Genomic DNA, 14,995 nt, shown 5'->3' on the forward strand with positions numbered 1-14,995 from the left:
GGGGGGGGGGGGGGGGGGGGCCCCCCGGGGGGGGGGGGGGGGCCCGCCCCCCCCCCCCCCCCCCGGGGGGGGGGGGGGGGGGGGCGCCCCCCCCCCCCCGTTCCAGGCGCCGCACTGCTTGGCAGCCCCTCACCCCGACCCTCTCCCCGGAGGGGAGAGGGAGGTCCTCAGCTACGTACTTCTTTCGCGATGCCGTCGAGCAGGCCGTTAACGAAGCCCGATTCGCGCTTGTCGTAGAAGGCATGCGCGACGTCGACATATTCGCTGATGACGGCTGCAACCGGCACGTCCTTGCGTGCGAGCAGTTCGTAGGTGCCGACGCGGATGATCGCCTTCATCGGCTTGTCGAGACGGGCGAGCGTCCAGCCCTTGGCGAGCTTGCCCTCGATCAGCACGTCGATCTCGCCCGCGCGCGCGTTGGCGCCGGTCACGAGGTCGTCGAAGAAATCGACATCGGCCTCGGCATATTCGACGTCTTCAATCGTCGCGCCGAGCCGGTGCTGGTGGAATTCGTTGAGCAGGACGGGCATCGCGGTGCCCTCCATCTCATGCTGGTAGGTCGCCTGGACGGCGGCGAGACGCGCGGCGGCACGCGCCTTTGTGCGGGGGGCGGTTCTGGACATAAGCGGTTGCCTGTACGCGCGGGGGGCTTGCGTGTCAGCCCTTAGCGTCTCGCCTGTGTCTAGGCGAAGAAGATTGGTTCACGCGGAGACGCGGAGACGCGGAGGTGGTGCGTGCGGCGCAGCCGCTCCGATCTCCTTGTTGGCCTTTGATCGGAGGGCCGCTGCGCGGCGAGGTAGACACCTCCGCGTCTCAGCGCCTCCGCGCGAACAAAATCAGTGGTTGAGGCGAAGCCGCAACGCCACTGATTTGGCATGCGCGGGCAAACCCTCGGCGTTGGCGAGCGCGACGGTCGCGGGGCCGAGTTCACGCAGCGCGGCTTCGTCGAGCGCCAGGAAGCTGGTGCGCTTCATGAAGTCGAGTACCGACAACCCGCTGGCGAAACGCGCACGGCGGCCGGTCGGCAGGACGTGGTTCGGCCCCGCGACGTAATCGCCGATCGCCTCGGGAGTATAGCGGCCAAGGAAGACCGAGCCTGCATGGCGGATGCGGTCGAAGAAACCCTGCGGATCGGGGATCGCGAGCTGGAGATGCTCGGCGGCGAGCCGGTCCACCAGCGGGATCGCGTCCGCCAGCGTATCGACGACGACGATCGCACCGTTGGTGTCCCATGCGACGCGCGCGACGGCTTCGGTGGCGAGATCGCGCAATTGGCGGTCGACCGCGTCCGCCACCTTGTCGGCGAAGGCGGCATCGTCGGTGAACAGGATCGATTGCGTGGTCACGTCATGCTCGGCCTGGCTGAGCAGGTCGGCGGCGGTCCATTCGGGGTCGTTGAGCGCATCCGCGACGACGACGATCTCGGACGGGCCCGCGACCATGTCGATGCCGACGACGCCGTAGACCTGGCGCTTGGCCTCCGCGACCCAGGCGTTGCCGGGGCCGGTGATGACGTCGACCGGTTCGATCCGACCGGCGCCATAGGCGAGCGCGGCGACGGCCTGTGCACCACCGACGCGCCAGACCTCGTCGACGCCGGCGAGATGCGCGGCGGCGAGGACGAGCGGGTTGATCTGGCCGTCCGGGGTCGGCGTGACCATCGCGAGACGGCCGACGCCTGCAACCTTGGCGGGGATCGCGTTCATCAGCAGCGACGAGGGGTAGGCGGCGCGTCCACCGGGGACGTAGATGCCGGCGGCGTCGACCGGCAACCAGCGCGCACCGAGCCGCACGCCCGCCGAGTCGACCGAGTCGCTGTCGAGCGGGCGCTGTTTCTCGTGATAGGCGCGGATGCGAGTCGCGGCGAGTTCGAGCGCGGTGCGCAGCTCGGGATCGAGCGCGTCGAATGCGGCCTTGCAGTCGGCGGCGTCGATCTGCCAGCCGGTGCTCTCGAGGTCGTGGCGATCGTGCTTGTGCGTGAGGTCGCGGATCGCGGTCTCGCCATCGCGACGGACGGCGGCAATGATCGCGACGACGTCCTGCGTAACACCGGCGTCGGATTCGCGGCGGTCCTCGACGAGCGCGGTGAAGCGCGTCGCGAAGTCCGCGTCGGTGGTGGAAAGGCGGATCACTTGCCCCCCTCCCGCATGCGGGAGGGGTTGGGGGTGGGCACGCGCTCACCGCGGGCGTTACGCTGGAGGATAGCGCGAGCCCAACCCCCAGCCCCTTCCCGCTTGCGGGAAGGGGAGCAGAATAGCGCTGTCATGCTGCGATCTCCTGCGACTCGACCGCGCGGCGGAACGCCTCGACCAAGGGCACGACCCGTGCGCGTGTCTTCATCGCGGCGCGGTTGACGACCAGGCGGCTGGTGACTTCCATGATCGTCTCGACCTCCACCAGTCCGTTCTCCAGCAGCGTACGGCCCGACGAGACGAGGTCGACGATGCGCGGCGCGAGGCCGAGCGTCGGGGCCAGCTCCATCGCGCCGTTGAGCTTCACGCATTCCGCCTGGACTCCGCGTCCTGCAAAATGCGCAGCGGTCACATGCGGGTATTTGGTCGCGACGCGGACATGGCTCCAGCCGCGCGGATCGTCCTTCGCCGCCATCGCGGTGGGCTCGGCGACCGACAGCCGGCAATGGCCGATGCCGAGATCGACCGGCGCGTAGAGTTCCGAGTAACCGAACTCCGCGATCACGTCCGAACCGACGATCCCAAGCTGCGCCGCGCCGTGCGCGACGAAGGTGGCGACGTCGAACGCGCGCACCCGGATCAGCGAGATGTCCGGATCGTTGGTCGCGAACCGGAGCGCGCGGCTGTTCTCGTCGGAGAACGACGCTTCGGGATGGATGCCCGCGCGCGCGAGCAGCGGCAGGGCCTCGGCGAGGATACGTCCCTTGGGGACGGCGATAATGATCTGGGAGTCAGGCACGCGCCGGGCTTTACGGGTGAGGCTTGGCGGGTGCAACAACCTGCACATGGCAAATGAACCGGCAAACCGCGCGTGCTTCGAGATCCAGGCGGGCTATTGCACCGCGATGGACGCGCCGGTGACTGCGCGGGTCTGCACGGCGCTGGCGCACGCGCTCGATCGCGACAGCGCGACGGGACGGCGGGCGCTCGACTGGGCGGGCGAGCCGGTCGCCGATGCTCTGGCATTGCGGCTGGTCGGCGGCTTGCACGCGCTGCACCGCGCGGGTGTGGACCCGGCGCTGTCGACGGTGTTCTCTGGCGCGGAGACCGACCCGACTCGCGTTGCGGCCACGGTGAAGGCGACGCTCGTCGCGCAGGATGCGGCCTTGCTGCCGTGGCTCGACGGGCCGCCGCAGACCAACGAGGCGGCGCGGTCCGCCGGCATGATGACCGGTATCTTGCATCTGGCCGAGCGATATGGGCCGCGGTTCGAGCTGCTCGAGATCGGATCGAGCGCAGGGCTCAACCTGCTGATCGATCGCTATCGGTTCGATCTTGGCAGCGTGGCGGTCGGGCCATCGGCATCGCCGGTGACGATCCGCCCCGAATGGCGGGGTGCGCCACCGCCAAGCGCGCCGGTCGCGATCGAGTCGACTCGCGGCGTCGACATTCAGCCGGTGGATGTCGCCGATCCCGTCGCGGCGGCTCGGCTCGAAGCGTATGTCTGGGTCGATGCGGTCGAGCGGCAGGCGCGGCTCGCGGCGGCGATCGCGATGGTGCGTGAGGGGGGCGTCGATCTGGTGCAAGGCGAGGCGGCGGACTGGGTCGAGGCGCGGTTGGCCGCGCCGCAGCGCGAGGGCGTCACGCGCGTGCTGATGCATTCGGTGGTGTGGCAGTATCTGCCCGTAGCGTCGCGCGAGCAGATCCGGATCGCGATGGACGCGGCGGGGGCACGCGCGACGGTCGAGAGACCGCTGGGCTGGGTGATGATGGAGCCCAATCGCGATCTGCACCGGCACGAGGTGCGCGTACGCGGTTGGCCGGGCGAGCGGGCGATGGACCTGGTGGCGCTGACGCATGCGCATGGCGCCTGGGTCGAAGGGCTCTCCGCCCCCTATGAGACGCGCGATTACGTCATGCGGCGCGGCGCGTACGAGAAGGGTTGAGCCGGCCGGGATCGCTCCCGGCCGGCATCGATCGGCTCAGTAGAAGAAGCCGTTGTTGACCTGCGCGACGCGGCCGTTGCGCGTGTCGACCAAGACGACGTCGCGGCCGTAGCGGACCCAACGCTGATAGCCATAGGCCGGGCGCGCGAGGCGGTACGTCTGGTAATCGTTGATCCAGTACTGACGGCCGTAATAGTTCGGCGCGAACTGGTAGCCGACGTTCACCGGACGATAGCGATAGCCGCGCGGGCCGACATAGGCGGGGCGACGATAGACGTTGCCGTGCGTGCGGCGATAGTCGCGCCAGTCCTCGCGTGCTTCGCGACGGTCTTCGCGGAGTTCCCGGCGCGCGTCGCGGACATCGCCGCGGTCGCCGTAGCGGCGCGCGTCCTGAAGATCGCGGCGGCTCTCGCGGATTTCGCGCTGGTCGCGGCGGACTTCGCCATAGCTTTGCGCACCGGCGAAGGTGGGAACGAGGGTGGCGGCGGCGACTGCCGCGAGGATCATCTTACGCATGAATGCTCTCCTGTATTCGGTGCCGAATCAACGGCATGGACACGGTTTTGCTCCCGCGTCGCTGAACGATCACCGAATGCGGTGGTCAGGATCCAGACAGGTGGTGAAGGTTTGGCATTATCTACGGGCATGCCCCTCCCGATATGCCCCCCCGGCGAAGGCCGGGGTCCAATTGGAGAGGACGCAGTAACGGAACGCCGGCCCGAGTTACGGCGGTCCCCCCAATTGGGCCCCGGCCTTCGCCGGGGGGGGGCTGGGCGACAAATTACGTTGATCGCTGACCGACGGGTTAGTCAAATCCCCCAGTGGCGCATCGCCGCGATCACCGCGTCGGGCTTCTGCCACGGCACGAAATGCCCCGCATCGACCTTTTCGATCGTCAGGTCCGGCACATAGCCGGCAATGTCGAGCTGGCTCGGCAGCAACGCGCTGTCCTGCATCCCCCAGATCACCAGCACCGGCATCGTCGTCGGCGGGAACGGCGCGTCGAGAAACGCGGGGCGGGGCGGCGTCTCGTCCATCGCGGGGACGACGATCGCGCTCGCGCGGTACCAGTTGAGCATCGCGGTGATCGCACCCGGCTGGCCCCATTCATCGAGATAGGCGGCCTTGTCCTCGGCCATCGCGGCAAGGTCTGCATGCTTGGAAAAACTGGTGTCGAAGAAGGTTTCGAGCCCGATCGCATCGACATGCCGTTCGAGATCGGGGTTGCGGAAGGCGCGGATATACTGGCTGGCGGCGCGCTGTTCCAGGTCGTCGAACATCGTCCGCTGGAAGACGAGCGGGTGCGGCGCGTTGATGATGACGAGCCTGGCGATACGCTCCGGGTGCCGCAACGCCGCCATCCATGCGACCGCGCCGCCCCAGTCGTGACCGACCAGCGTGAAGCGGTCGATCTTCAGGTGATCGGCGAGCGCGATCAGGTCGGCGACGATCTTGTCGGGGGTATAGCTCTCGACGCCCTCGGGTTTCGACGATCGCGCGAACCCGCGCTGGTCGGGCGCGACGACGTAGTGATCACGCGACAGGTCGGGGGCGACGGCGCGCCAGGTGCGGTGCGATTCGGGGAAGCCGTGGAGGAGGATGACGGGCGGGTTTGCCGGATCGCCGGTGATCGCGACATCGAGCTCTACGCCGGTGGACAGCGCGATGCGTTGCAGGTCCGTCATCATTCCCCTCCCGCTGGCGGGAGGGGTTAGGGGAGGGCCTACCCGTCGCGCTGCCCTTTGATCATGCCCTCCCCCGACCCCTCCCGCAAGCGGGAGGGGAGAAGAAGGAGCAACCCCTCTCCCAAGCGGGAGGGGAGCAGACGGCGCGATCCCCCTCCCCCTGGCGGGGGAGGATGTGTCAGGGGTAGCTCACCGTCTTGGGGACTGCGGGGATTTCGATCCATTCCTTTTCGTCGCCGGGGACCTTCGGGAAGTTGCCGGCATTCCAGTCGCGCTTGGCCTGTTCGATCCGGTCGCGGTTCGAGCTGACGAAGTTCCACCAGACGTGGCGCGGCGTCGTGAACGCATCGCCGCCGCACAGCATGGCGCGGCCGCCCGTCGCGGAGCGGAGCGTCGCCGCAATGCCAGGGCGCAGGACGTAGAGCACCTGCGGTTCCAGCTTCACGCCCTCCAGCGTCGCCTCGCCCATCGCGAGATAGATCGCGCGCTCCTCCGCCGCCGCATCGATCGGCACGCTCGCGCCGGGATCGAGCGCGATGTCGGCGTAGATCGTCCCCGAATAGGTCGTGGTCGGCGCGGTCTGGCCCCACAGGCTCCCCATGATGATCCGCGAGCGCGCGCCGTGCGCCTCGATCACCGGCAGCTGCGCCTTGGTGACATGCTCGAACGCGGGATCGATCTCCTCGACCGCCTCGGGCATCGCTAGCCAGGTCTGGATCCCCGACAGGTTGGGCCCCCCGGCGCGCTCGTCGCCGGGCGAGCGTTCGGAATGGACGATGCCGTGGCCCGCGGTCATCAGATTGACCGCGCCGGGCTCGATCCGCGCCTGCGTGCCGAGCGAATCGCGGTGGTCGATCGCGCCGTCGAACAGATAGGTGACGGTCGATAGGTTGATGTGCGGATGCGGCCGCACATCGATGCCCGAACCAACCTCGAGATGCGCGGGGCCCATCTGGTCGAAGAACAGGAACGGCCCGACCATCGTCCGTTCCTTGTTCGGCAGCGTGCGGTGGACCTTGAACCCGCCCAGATCGTGCGTCGAGGGCAGGATGGTCTGAAGGACAAAATCATCGAGCATGTGCGCTATCCCTTGGCAGGTTCCGAGACGTCGAGAAGGTCGACCAGGTCTGCTGGATAGATGATTTCGTCATGCGCGGCGATGTCGTTTCGGGAAAACCAGCGGTGACCGACGAGCAGTTGCTTCTCCTGTTCCGTGAGATTGCCCGCCTTCACCTCGCACGTGTCGACGTCGATGCGGAAATAGCGTTCGTCGGCGGTCACCTCGACGCCTTCGAAGGTCACGAAGTCGATCGTCCGTTGCGCGACCTCGGGGCCGCAGTCGATGTCGAGGCCGACCTCCTCCCAGAGTTCGCGGCGGGCGGCGGCGGCGTAGCTCTCGCCCGGATCGACCGCGCCGCCCGGCGTGCACCACAAGGGCGGGCGATCGTCGGGGGTGAAGCGGAACATCAGGACGCGGTTTTCGCCGTCGACCAGCAGGATGCGCGCGGCAGGGCGCGGGGTTCTCACAACCAGCACCGCCCCGGCGAAGGCCGGGGTCCAGTTGGAAAGGTCGCTATGGCGACGGGCCGCGCGTCGTTACTCCTGTCTCCCAACTGGACCCCGGCCTTCGCCGGGGAGGTGCTGGACGGGACAGTGCTGGTTATGAGGAGGCTGCCGAGACTCACGCGGCATCCAGTTCGGGATAATGGCGGAAGATGCCGTCGGTGTTGAACGCGATCCGGCGGTCGCTTTTCAGATACGCCTTGACCCCCGGCAGCTCGGCGACCTGATCGTGTATGCGGATAAGATTGGGATACTCCGGCTCAAGCGTCTTCATCCGCCGCGGAAACATGTAGCGCAGCCCCTCGACGATCTGGAACAGCGAGGTGTCGGCATAGCTCCATCGGTGGTCGATGAGCCAATCGCCCAGATTTGCCTGCGCCGCATCCTCGAAATGGCCGAGGAACTTCGGGAGGCGCTCCTCGCGGAACTGCTTTGCAGCGCGCGCGGCCTCGGACTTCTGGTCGTCGTAATAGTCCATCATAGCGACCGGATGGTGGACGTTGTGGACCTCCGCGACGAGGTCGGCGATCGTGAGTTGCAGCTGGTTGAGCCATAGCCGGTCGGCCATGGTCGACGGCGCGATCGAGTGCCGTTCGCCGAGATACATCAGGATGTTGGCGACCTGCGCGATCACCAGCCCGTCCAGTTCGAGATAGGGCGGCGCGAACGGCGTGCGCCCGGTGCGGTCGTTCAGGTCGGCGAGCAAACCCTCTTCGCCGACCGTCCGCGCGCAATCCTCATACGCGATCTCCGCGGCTTCGAGCGCGAGCCGGACGAACTCGCCGCGTCCTTGAATGGAGGGCCAGTACCAGAGCTTGTACGCCATCAAATCTCCCCGGGCGCGCGCGCCTTGATGGCGAGTGCATGGATCTTGGTGCTCAACAGCTCGGCGAGCGCCTGGTTCACGAGCCGCTGACGCGCGACGCGAGTAAGGCCTTCGAATGTCGGCGTTTCCACCTCGACGCGGAAATGCGTCTCGCCGGTGCCGTCGTCGCCCATGTGGCCGGCATGGAGTCCGCTCTCGTTGACGACGGTCAGGTGCGTGGGCGCGAGCGCGGTGGTGAGGCGCGCGGTGATCTGGTCCTGTACGGAGCCGGTGGCGAGGTCTGTCATGCGCCCTATATAGCCCGTTTTGGAAGCGCGGGGAGCCGGTGGCGGACGACGATCGAAAAGAGCGGAAAGAGCGACCAAGCCCGCGGTTTCACGGCCGTGTGGAAGGGACGGGGCGCGTCTGCATGTGGCGCGACTGCGAAGAGCCGGGTGAATTTCGCGCGCCGCCGCTGGAAGGGCCGAGTGACGGCGGGCCGCCGCAGTTCCGCTGGTTCTGCCTCGAGCATGTCCGCGCGTTCAACGCGGGCTATAATTTCTTCGACGGGATGACCGCCGACGAGATCCATCATGCGCAGCGACCGATGGCGGGCTGGGAACGCGAAACGCGCGCGTTTGCGCATGGCGGTGGCGACACGCCGCCCAAATGGGCGGACTTCGCCGACCCGATCGACGCGATCGGCGCGCGCTTCGGCGAACGGATGGCGGCGGCGCGCAAGGACGGCCGCGTGTTGTCCGATGGCGAACGACGGTCGTTGCGCGTCCTGGGTCTCGGCACGGATACGGACCGGACCGCGCTGCGCAAACGCTACAGCGAACTCGTGCGGCGCTATCATCCCGATCGCAACGGCGGCGACCGCGCGCATGAATCGGAGTTGCAGAAAGTGATCGCTGCATACCAGCACCTGAAAGGCGCGGCGGCGTTCGCATAGCCACGCCGTCATTTTGGGCTCGACCCAGGATCCAGAGCCAAGACGCGGCGCGATCGTGGCTGTGGATCCCAGCCTTCGCTGGGATGACGGATCGAGAATGTGATCCATACTTACTCTGATCGATATTTCACGATCCGCCTGCCGGAACCGCATCGCTGGCGAGCGGTTCGTCTAACTCATCCGGTCAATCGCCCGACCAATCGTACAGCGGCGGTTGAGTAACAGCCCGCGCTTGGCCTAGAGCTACCGGGAACACGAGGCCAACATGACCGATATCCCCAATACCCAGCCCGACAGCCGCGAGACCACGATCCTCGACGCCCCCGACCGCATGGTGAAGGTGCGCGAGATGTTCGGGATCGATTCCGACATGGAAGTGCCCGCCTTCTCCGAAGCCGACGAGCGCGTCCCCGATCTCGATCCGGCATACGTCTTCGATGCGGACACGACGCTCGCCGTCCTCGCCGGTTTCGCGCATAACCGCCGCGTGATGGTCCAGGGCTATCACGGCACCGGCAAGTCGACGCATATCGAGCAGGTTGCGGCGCGCCTGAAATGGCCGTGCATCCGCATCAACCTCGACGCGCATATCAGCCGAATCGATCTGATCGGCCGCGACGCGATCGTCCTGAAGGACGGCCAGCAGATCACCGAGTTCCGCGAAGGCCTGCTGCCTTGGGCGCTCCAGACTCCGACCGCGTTGGTGTTCGACGAATATGACGCAGGGCGCCCCGACGTGATGTTCGTGATCCAGCGCGTGCTCGAGACCGAGGGCAAGCTGACTTTGCTCGACCAGAACCGCGTGATCCGCCCGAACCCGTGGTTCCGCCTGTTCGCGACTGCCAACACGGTCGGCCTCGGCGATACGAGCGGGCTGTATCACGGCACGCAGCAGATCAACCAGGGTCAGATGGACCGCTGGAATATCGTCGTCACGCTCAACTATCTGCCCGCCAAGGTCGAGGCGCAGATCGTGCTCGCCAAGTCGGGCGAATATGACAAGCCCGACGGCAAGAAGGTCGTCGAGAACATGGTCCGCGTCGCCGACATGACCCGCAAGGGCTTCGTCAACGGCGACATCTCGACCGTGATGAGCCCGCGTACCGTCATCACCTGGGCGCAGAACGCGCTGATTTTCGGCGATGTCGGCTTCGCGTTCCGCCTGTCGTTCCTCAACAAATGCGACGAGGCCGAGCGGCCGCTGGTCGCCGAATATTACCAGCGCGTGTTCGGCAAGGATCTTCCCGAGAGCGTGGTGGGTAAGGCGTAAGCTTTTGGCGAACGAAACGCCTCTCGATCGCTTCAAGGCGGTTCTGGCCGGGACGGCGCGCGCGATCGCGGAGGAGCCCGAGGTCGAGCTCGCCTTCACCGCGGACGCGCCGACACAGTCGGGCAAGCACATCAAGGTGCCCATGCCCGCGCGCGCCTTGCCGCCCGAGCAGGTGGCGGAGGCGCGTGGGTTCGCCGACGGTTTCGCGCTGCGGCTGAAGCTGCACGACATCGCGCTGCACAACCGTGCCGCGCCCGTGGAAGCGGTCGCGCGCGCAGTGTTCGATTCGGTGGAGACCGCGCGGATCGAGGCGCTCGGGTCGCGCGGCTATGCGGGGATCGCGGACAATCTCGACCGGGCGCTCGACGTGCGGCTGCGCGCCGATCCGATCACGCGCGCGCGCAATCGCGACGAGGTGCCGCTGTCGACCGCGCTCGGCCTGATGGTGCGCGAGAAGCTGACCGGGCAGGAATCGCCCGCGATCGCCGCGCCCGGGCTCGCGCTGGTCCGTGAGTGGATCGAGAGCAAGACCGATCTCGACGCGCTGGCCTATGCGCTCGACGACCAGAAGGCGTTTCAGGGGCTTGCGCGGAAAATGCTGCAGGAGCTGGAACTCGTCGAGGGCGACCAGGTCCCCGAGGAGAGTGACGAAGGCGGCTCCGAGGACGAGGGCACCGACGAGCAGCAGCAGGACGAGGGCGACGAAGGCGACGACCAGGGCGAGGACGGCCAGGGCGAAGTCGAGGCGCGCGGCGAACAGTCCGAGCAGCAGAACGAGGAAAGCGACGGCCAGGAGCAGAGCGACGAGTCGATGGACGACATCGACGGCGAGCCCGGCGACGACGGCGAGGAGGGGATGCAGCCCGTCCGCCCGAACCGTCCGTTCGCGGACATGGGCGGCGCGTTCGACTACAAGCCGTGGACGACGCAGTTCGACGAGGTGATCGCCGCGACCGAGCTGTGCGACGCCGACGAACTGGCGCGGCTGCGCGGCTATCTCGACCAGCAGCTCGTGCATCTGCAATCGACCGTGTCGAAGCTCGCCAACCGGCTGCAGCGCCGCCTGATGGCGCAACAGTCGCGCTCCTGGGATTTCGACCAGGAGGAGGGCATCCTCGACGCGGCGCGGCTGGCGCGCGTGATCGTCAACCCGACGCTGTCGCTGAGCTACAAGGCGGAGCGCGAAACCGATTTCCGCGACACCGTGGTGACGCTGCTGATCGACAATTCGGGATCGATGCGCGGCCGCCCGATTTCGATCGCGGCGATCAGCGCGGACATCCTCGCGCGCACGCTCGAGCGCTGCGGCGTGAAGACCGAGATCCTCGGCTTCACGACGCGCGCCTGGAAGGGCGGGCAGAGCCGCGAGACGTGGCTCGCCGCCGGGCGTCCGCCGCAGCCGGGTCGGCTCAACGACATCCGCCACATCGTCTACAAGCGCGCCGACGAGCCGTGGCGGCGTGCGCGCAACTCGCTCGGGCTGATGATGCGCGAGGGGTTGCTGAAGGAGAATATCGACGGCGAGGCGCTGATGTGGGCGCATGCGCGGCTGGTTGCGCGGCCCGAGGAGCGTCGCATCCTGATGGTGATCAGCGACGGTGCCCCGGTCGACGATTCGACGTTGTCGGTGAACTCGGGCTCGTATCTGGAGCGGCATCTGCGCCAGGTGATCGGCTGGATCGAGAGCAAGTCGCCGGTCGAGCTCGTCGCGATCGGCATCGGCCACGACGTCACGCGGTATTACGCACGCGCGGTGACGATCATGGACGTCGAGCAGCTTGGCGGCACGATCATCGAGCAGCTCGCGTCGCTGTTCGACACCGAGTGATCGACCGGTGATCGAGGCGCCAGCCGGCGGCTTCCACGGCCCCGTCAAGCGCTCGATCACCATCGCCGGCCACCAGACCTCGATCAGCCTCGAACCCGTCTTCTGGCAGGCGCTCGAAGCCGCGGCCGTGCGTCTCGCGCTGCCGCTATCCGCGCTCGTCGCCGAGATTGACGCGATCCGCATTGTCGCGGACGATCCGCCCAATCTTGCTAGCGCATTGAGAACATGGCTGTTCGTTAATTTCCATTGAGAACTATTCGCATTAGCGTTGACAGTGCGAACGACTCTCAATAGCGAGCCCCCACGAACAAAGGGGTTTGTCTATGTCGCTACCGTCGCCGCGCGCATCGTTGCCGCGTTCGTCCTCCGTGCCTGCGTTTCTCGCTCTGTCGTGCGTTGGCGCCTTCACGACCGCGCCGGCCTATGCGGCGGATGCCGACAAGGCGGCGGCGCCGGTAACCGATGCGCAGCAGCGCGAGGAGATCCTCGTCAACGGCCAGCGCATTCACGACGAAGGCCCGAAGCAGGTCGCGCCGCTGGTCAACACGCCGCGGTCGGTGATCGTACTGCCCAAGGAAGTGATCGAGCAGACCGGCTCCAACAGCCTCGCCGACGCACTGCGCACGGTGCCCGGCATCACATTCGGCGCGGCGGAGGGCGGCAATCCGATCGGCGATCGCCCGTTCATTCGCGGGTTCGACAGCCAGGGCAGCATCTATGTCGACGGCGTCCGTGATCTCGCCTCGCAGACGCGCGAAGTGTTCGCAGTAGATTCCGTCCAGATCGTCCGCGGATCGGATTCGACGCTGGGCGGGCGCGGCTCGGCGGGTGGCACGATCAACATCCTGTCGCGCCTGCCGCAGCTCGACACCTTCGGATCGCTCAGTGCCAGCTACGGCGAGGCGGACTATAAGCGCATCACCGGCGACGTTAACCTCAAGGTCTCGGACACTGCCGCCTTCCGCATCGAGGGGATGTGGCACGACCAGGACGTCGCGGGCCGCGATGCGATCTGGCAAAAGCGCTGGGGAATCGCGCCGTCATTCGCGGTCGGGCTTGGCACGCCGACGCGGCTGACCGCGAGCTTCTATCACATGGAAAGCTCGGAATTGCCCGACAGCGGCATCCCGTATCTCTACACGATCGCCAACCATCCCGGCACCGGCGCCGTCACGACGCAGCCTGCGATCGGTACCGTGACGACCGCGGGGGGGCAGACCGGCTATGTCTCGCGCAAGAACTTCTACGGGGTGGCGGCGCGCGACTTCCGCGATGCGACCACCAACCAGGCGACGATCCGCGTCGAGCATGATTTCGGCGGTATCACGCTGCGCAACACCGCGCGCTACACGCACAGCGACCAGAGCTATATCTTCACGCTGCCCGACGACAGCCAAGGCAATGTCTATGGCACCACCGCGACCAACACGGGCGCGAACGTGACGACCGGCGGCTATGTCTGGACGCGCGGCAACACGCGCTACGGCTATAGCGAGAGCGTCGTCGACCAGACCGATCTCTACGGTAAGTTCGCGACCGGCGCGATCGAGCACAGCTTCTCGCTCGGTACCGAAATTTCGTGGGAGAAGACGCGGCGCGGCACGTTCGTGTCGGCCAACGGATCGACGATATCGCCACGCTGCAACACCGCGACCATCGCGCGCTCCTATTGCGTCAGCCTGTTCGATCCGAACCCGTATGCGCCGTGGGTCAACTATACGAGCGACACGTCGACGACCGCGACCCCGATCGTGAAGGGCGCGCCCTCGACCGAGACGCAAAACGACGCCAACACCAAGGCCGTCTACGCGTTCGATTCGATCACGCTGATGCCGGCGCTGATCCTGAACCTCGGTGCGCGTTACGATCGGTTCGAGTCGACGATCACGCTGCCGGGCGCTGTCCAGACCAAGGTCAATCGCGTCGACAATCTGTTCAACTGGCAGGCCGGCCTCGTCTTCAAGCCGACGTCGGAGACCAGCCTGTATGCGAGCTATGCGACCGCCGCGACGCCGCCCAACAGCCTGCTCGGCGAAGGCCGCGAGGATAACACGATCACGGTCGCGACGCTCAGCCTGCTGAAGCCGCAAAAGACCAAGTCGTACGAGGTCGGCGCCAAGGCGAGCCTGTTCGGAGAGAAGCTCCAGCTCGGCGCGGCGGTGTTCCAGACGGACATTTCCAACGCGCGCGTGCTCGACGATACCAACACCGCGTCGTTCATCGGCAAGACGCGGATCCGCGGTGTCGAGTTCAACGTCAGCGGAACGATCCTGCCCGGCTGGACCGTGTTCGGCGGCTTTACGCATCTCGATCCGAAGATCATCGACGGTGGCTCGACCATCCTGACGGCGCCGGCGATCCCGCGGACCGCCAACGGCGTCACCACGGTGATTCAGCCCGCCCGGACCATCGGTGTCGTGTCGGTCAACACCGGCAAGCAGGTCCCGCAGACCGCCAAGAACAGCTTCACCGCGACGACCAATATCAACGTGACCAAGCGGCTCCAGATCGGCGGTACGGCGCTGTACATGGACGAGCAGATCGGTGGCTATGCTGACAACCGCTCCGCGACGCAGACCGAGGCGGGCGTGGTGACGGTCAACGCCGCGACCAAGGTGCTGACGCGCAGCATCCCCGATTACTGGCGCTTCGATGCACGCGCGAGCTACAAGCTGACCGACACTATCGACCTCAGCGTCAACGCACAGAATCTGACGAACAAGACCTATTTCACGCAGACCTTCACCAACCACTATGCGTCGATTGCGGCGGGCCGGACGGTCTTTGGTACGGTGAACCTGCGCTTCTGAT

General features: G+C 66.9%; 15 protein-coding genes. 6 read left to right on the plus strand and 9 right to left on the minus strand.

Translation table 11 applies throughout. From position 1 onward, the window contains the following. Positions 1–167 precede the first annotated feature (167 nt). The 3 genes from nusB to hisG all read right to left on the minus strand — a co-directional run bounded on the left by nusB (position 168) and on the right by hisG (position 2,931). Positions 168–623, minus strand: a complete 456-nt coding sequence (nusB, locus tag EV283_RS17830) for a transcription antitermination factor NusB (protein ID WP_056419319.1) — start codon at positions 621–623, stop codon at positions 168–170. A gap of 213 nt (positions 624–836) precedes the next feature. Next, positions 837–2,132, minus strand: coding sequence for a histidinol dehydrogenase (hisD, locus tag EV283_RS17835; RefSeq protein ID WP_130327753.1), 1,296 nt, complete (start codon positions 2,130–2,132; stop codon positions 837–839). A gap of 130 nt (positions 2,133–2,262) precedes the next feature. Further along, the gene (hisG, locus tag EV283_RS17840) at positions 2,263–2,931 is read right to left on the minus strand and encodes an ATP phosphoribosyltransferase (RefSeq protein WP_207223200.1); all 669 of its coding nucleotides are present in this window, start codon (positions 2,929–2,931) and stop codon (positions 2,263–2,265) included. A 46-nt stretch (positions 2,932–2,977) separates the two neighbouring features. Between hisG and EV283_RS17845 the strand changes: the two genes are divergently transcribed. Then, entirely contained in the window at positions 2,978–4,078 is a 1,101-nt protein-coding gene (locus tag EV283_RS17845) for a DUF2332 domain-containing protein (RefSeq protein ID WP_130327755.1), read from the plus strand. Between the two features lie 36 nt (positions 4,079–4,114). On the opposite strand, the gene EV283_RS17850 is transcribed toward EV283_RS17845, so the two are convergent. From EV283_RS17850 to EV283_RS17875, 6 genes are all read right to left on the minus strand, one after another. Continuing rightward, entirely contained in the window at positions 4,115–4,594 is a 480-nt protein-coding gene (locus tag EV283_RS17850; RefSeq protein ID WP_130327757.1) for an RcnB family protein, read from the minus strand. Between the two features lie 293 nt (positions 4,595–4,887). After that, on the minus strand, positions 4,888–5,763 hold the full coding sequence (locus EV283_RS17855) for an alpha/beta hydrolase (RefSeq protein WP_130327957.1): 876 nt from the start codon (positions 5,761–5,763) through the stop codon (positions 4,888–4,890). A gap of 178 nt (positions 5,764–5,941) precedes the next feature. Beyond that, positions 5,942–6,841: a pirin family protein gene (locus EV283_RS17860; RefSeq protein ID WP_130327759.1), complete on the minus strand. Its 900-nt coding sequence runs from the start codon at positions 6,839–6,841 to the stop codon at positions 5,942–5,944. A gap of 5 nt (positions 6,842–6,846) precedes the next feature. Further along, positions 6,847–7,296, minus strand: a complete 450-nt coding sequence (locus tag EV283_RS17865; protein WP_130327959.1) for an NUDIX domain-containing protein — start codon at positions 7,294–7,296, stop codon at positions 6,847–6,849. A gap of 148 nt (positions 7,297–7,444) precedes the next feature. Continuing rightward, on the minus strand, positions 7,445–8,152 hold the full coding sequence (locus tag EV283_RS17870) for a glutathione S-transferase (protein WP_130327761.1): 708 nt from the start codon (positions 8,150–8,152) through the stop codon (positions 7,445–7,447). Then, positions 8,152–8,439: a BolA family protein gene (locus EV283_RS17875; protein WP_130327763.1), complete on the minus strand. Its 288-nt coding sequence runs from the start codon at positions 8,437–8,439 to the stop codon at positions 8,152–8,154. Before EV283_RS17875 ends, EV283_RS17870 begins: the two co-directional genes overlap by 1 nt. Before the next feature lie 122 nt (positions 8,440–8,561). Here EV283_RS17875 and EV283_RS17880 point away from each other — a divergent pair, with 122 nt between their 5' ends. The 5 genes from EV283_RS17880 to EV283_RS17900 all read left to right on the plus strand — a co-directional run bounded on the left by EV283_RS17880 (position 8,562) and on the right by EV283_RS17900 (position 14,994). Beyond that, complete coding sequence (locus tag EV283_RS17880; protein ID WP_082445396.1) at positions 8,562–9,086, plus strand: J domain-containing protein; 525 nt, start codon at positions 8,562–8,564, stop codon at positions 9,084–9,086. A gap of 265 nt (positions 9,087–9,351) precedes the next feature. Beyond that, a complete protein-coding gene (gene cobS / locus EV283_RS17885) occupies positions 9,352–10,356 on the plus strand; it encodes a cobaltochelatase subunit CobS (RefSeq protein WP_055874633.1) in 1,005 nt (334 codons plus the stop codon). 4 nt (positions 10,357–10,360) lie between these two features. After that, positions 10,361–12,184, plus strand: coding sequence for a cobaltochelatase subunit CobT (gene cobT / locus EV283_RS17890; protein ID WP_130327765.1), 1,824 nt, complete (start codon positions 10,361–10,363; stop codon positions 12,182–12,184). A 7-nt stretch (positions 12,185–12,191) separates the two neighbouring features. Continuing rightward, the gene (locus EV283_RS17895) at positions 12,192–12,434 is read left to right on the plus strand and encodes a ribbon-helix-helix domain-containing protein (RefSeq protein ID WP_130327767.1); all 243 of its coding nucleotides are present in this window, start codon (positions 12,192–12,194) and stop codon (positions 12,432–12,434) included. A gap of 73 nt (positions 12,435–12,507) precedes the next feature. After that, entirely contained in the window at positions 12,508–14,994 is a 2,487-nt protein-coding gene (locus tag EV283_RS17900) for a TonB-dependent receptor (protein WP_130327769.1), read from the plus strand. The last annotated feature ends 1 nt before the right edge of the window (position 14,995 follow it).

The sequence above is a fragment of the Sphingomonas sp. BK036 genome (assembly GCF_004216825.1).
Classification (GTDB): Bacteria; Pseudomonadota; Alphaproteobacteria; order Sphingomonadales; family Sphingomonadaceae; genus Sphingomonas.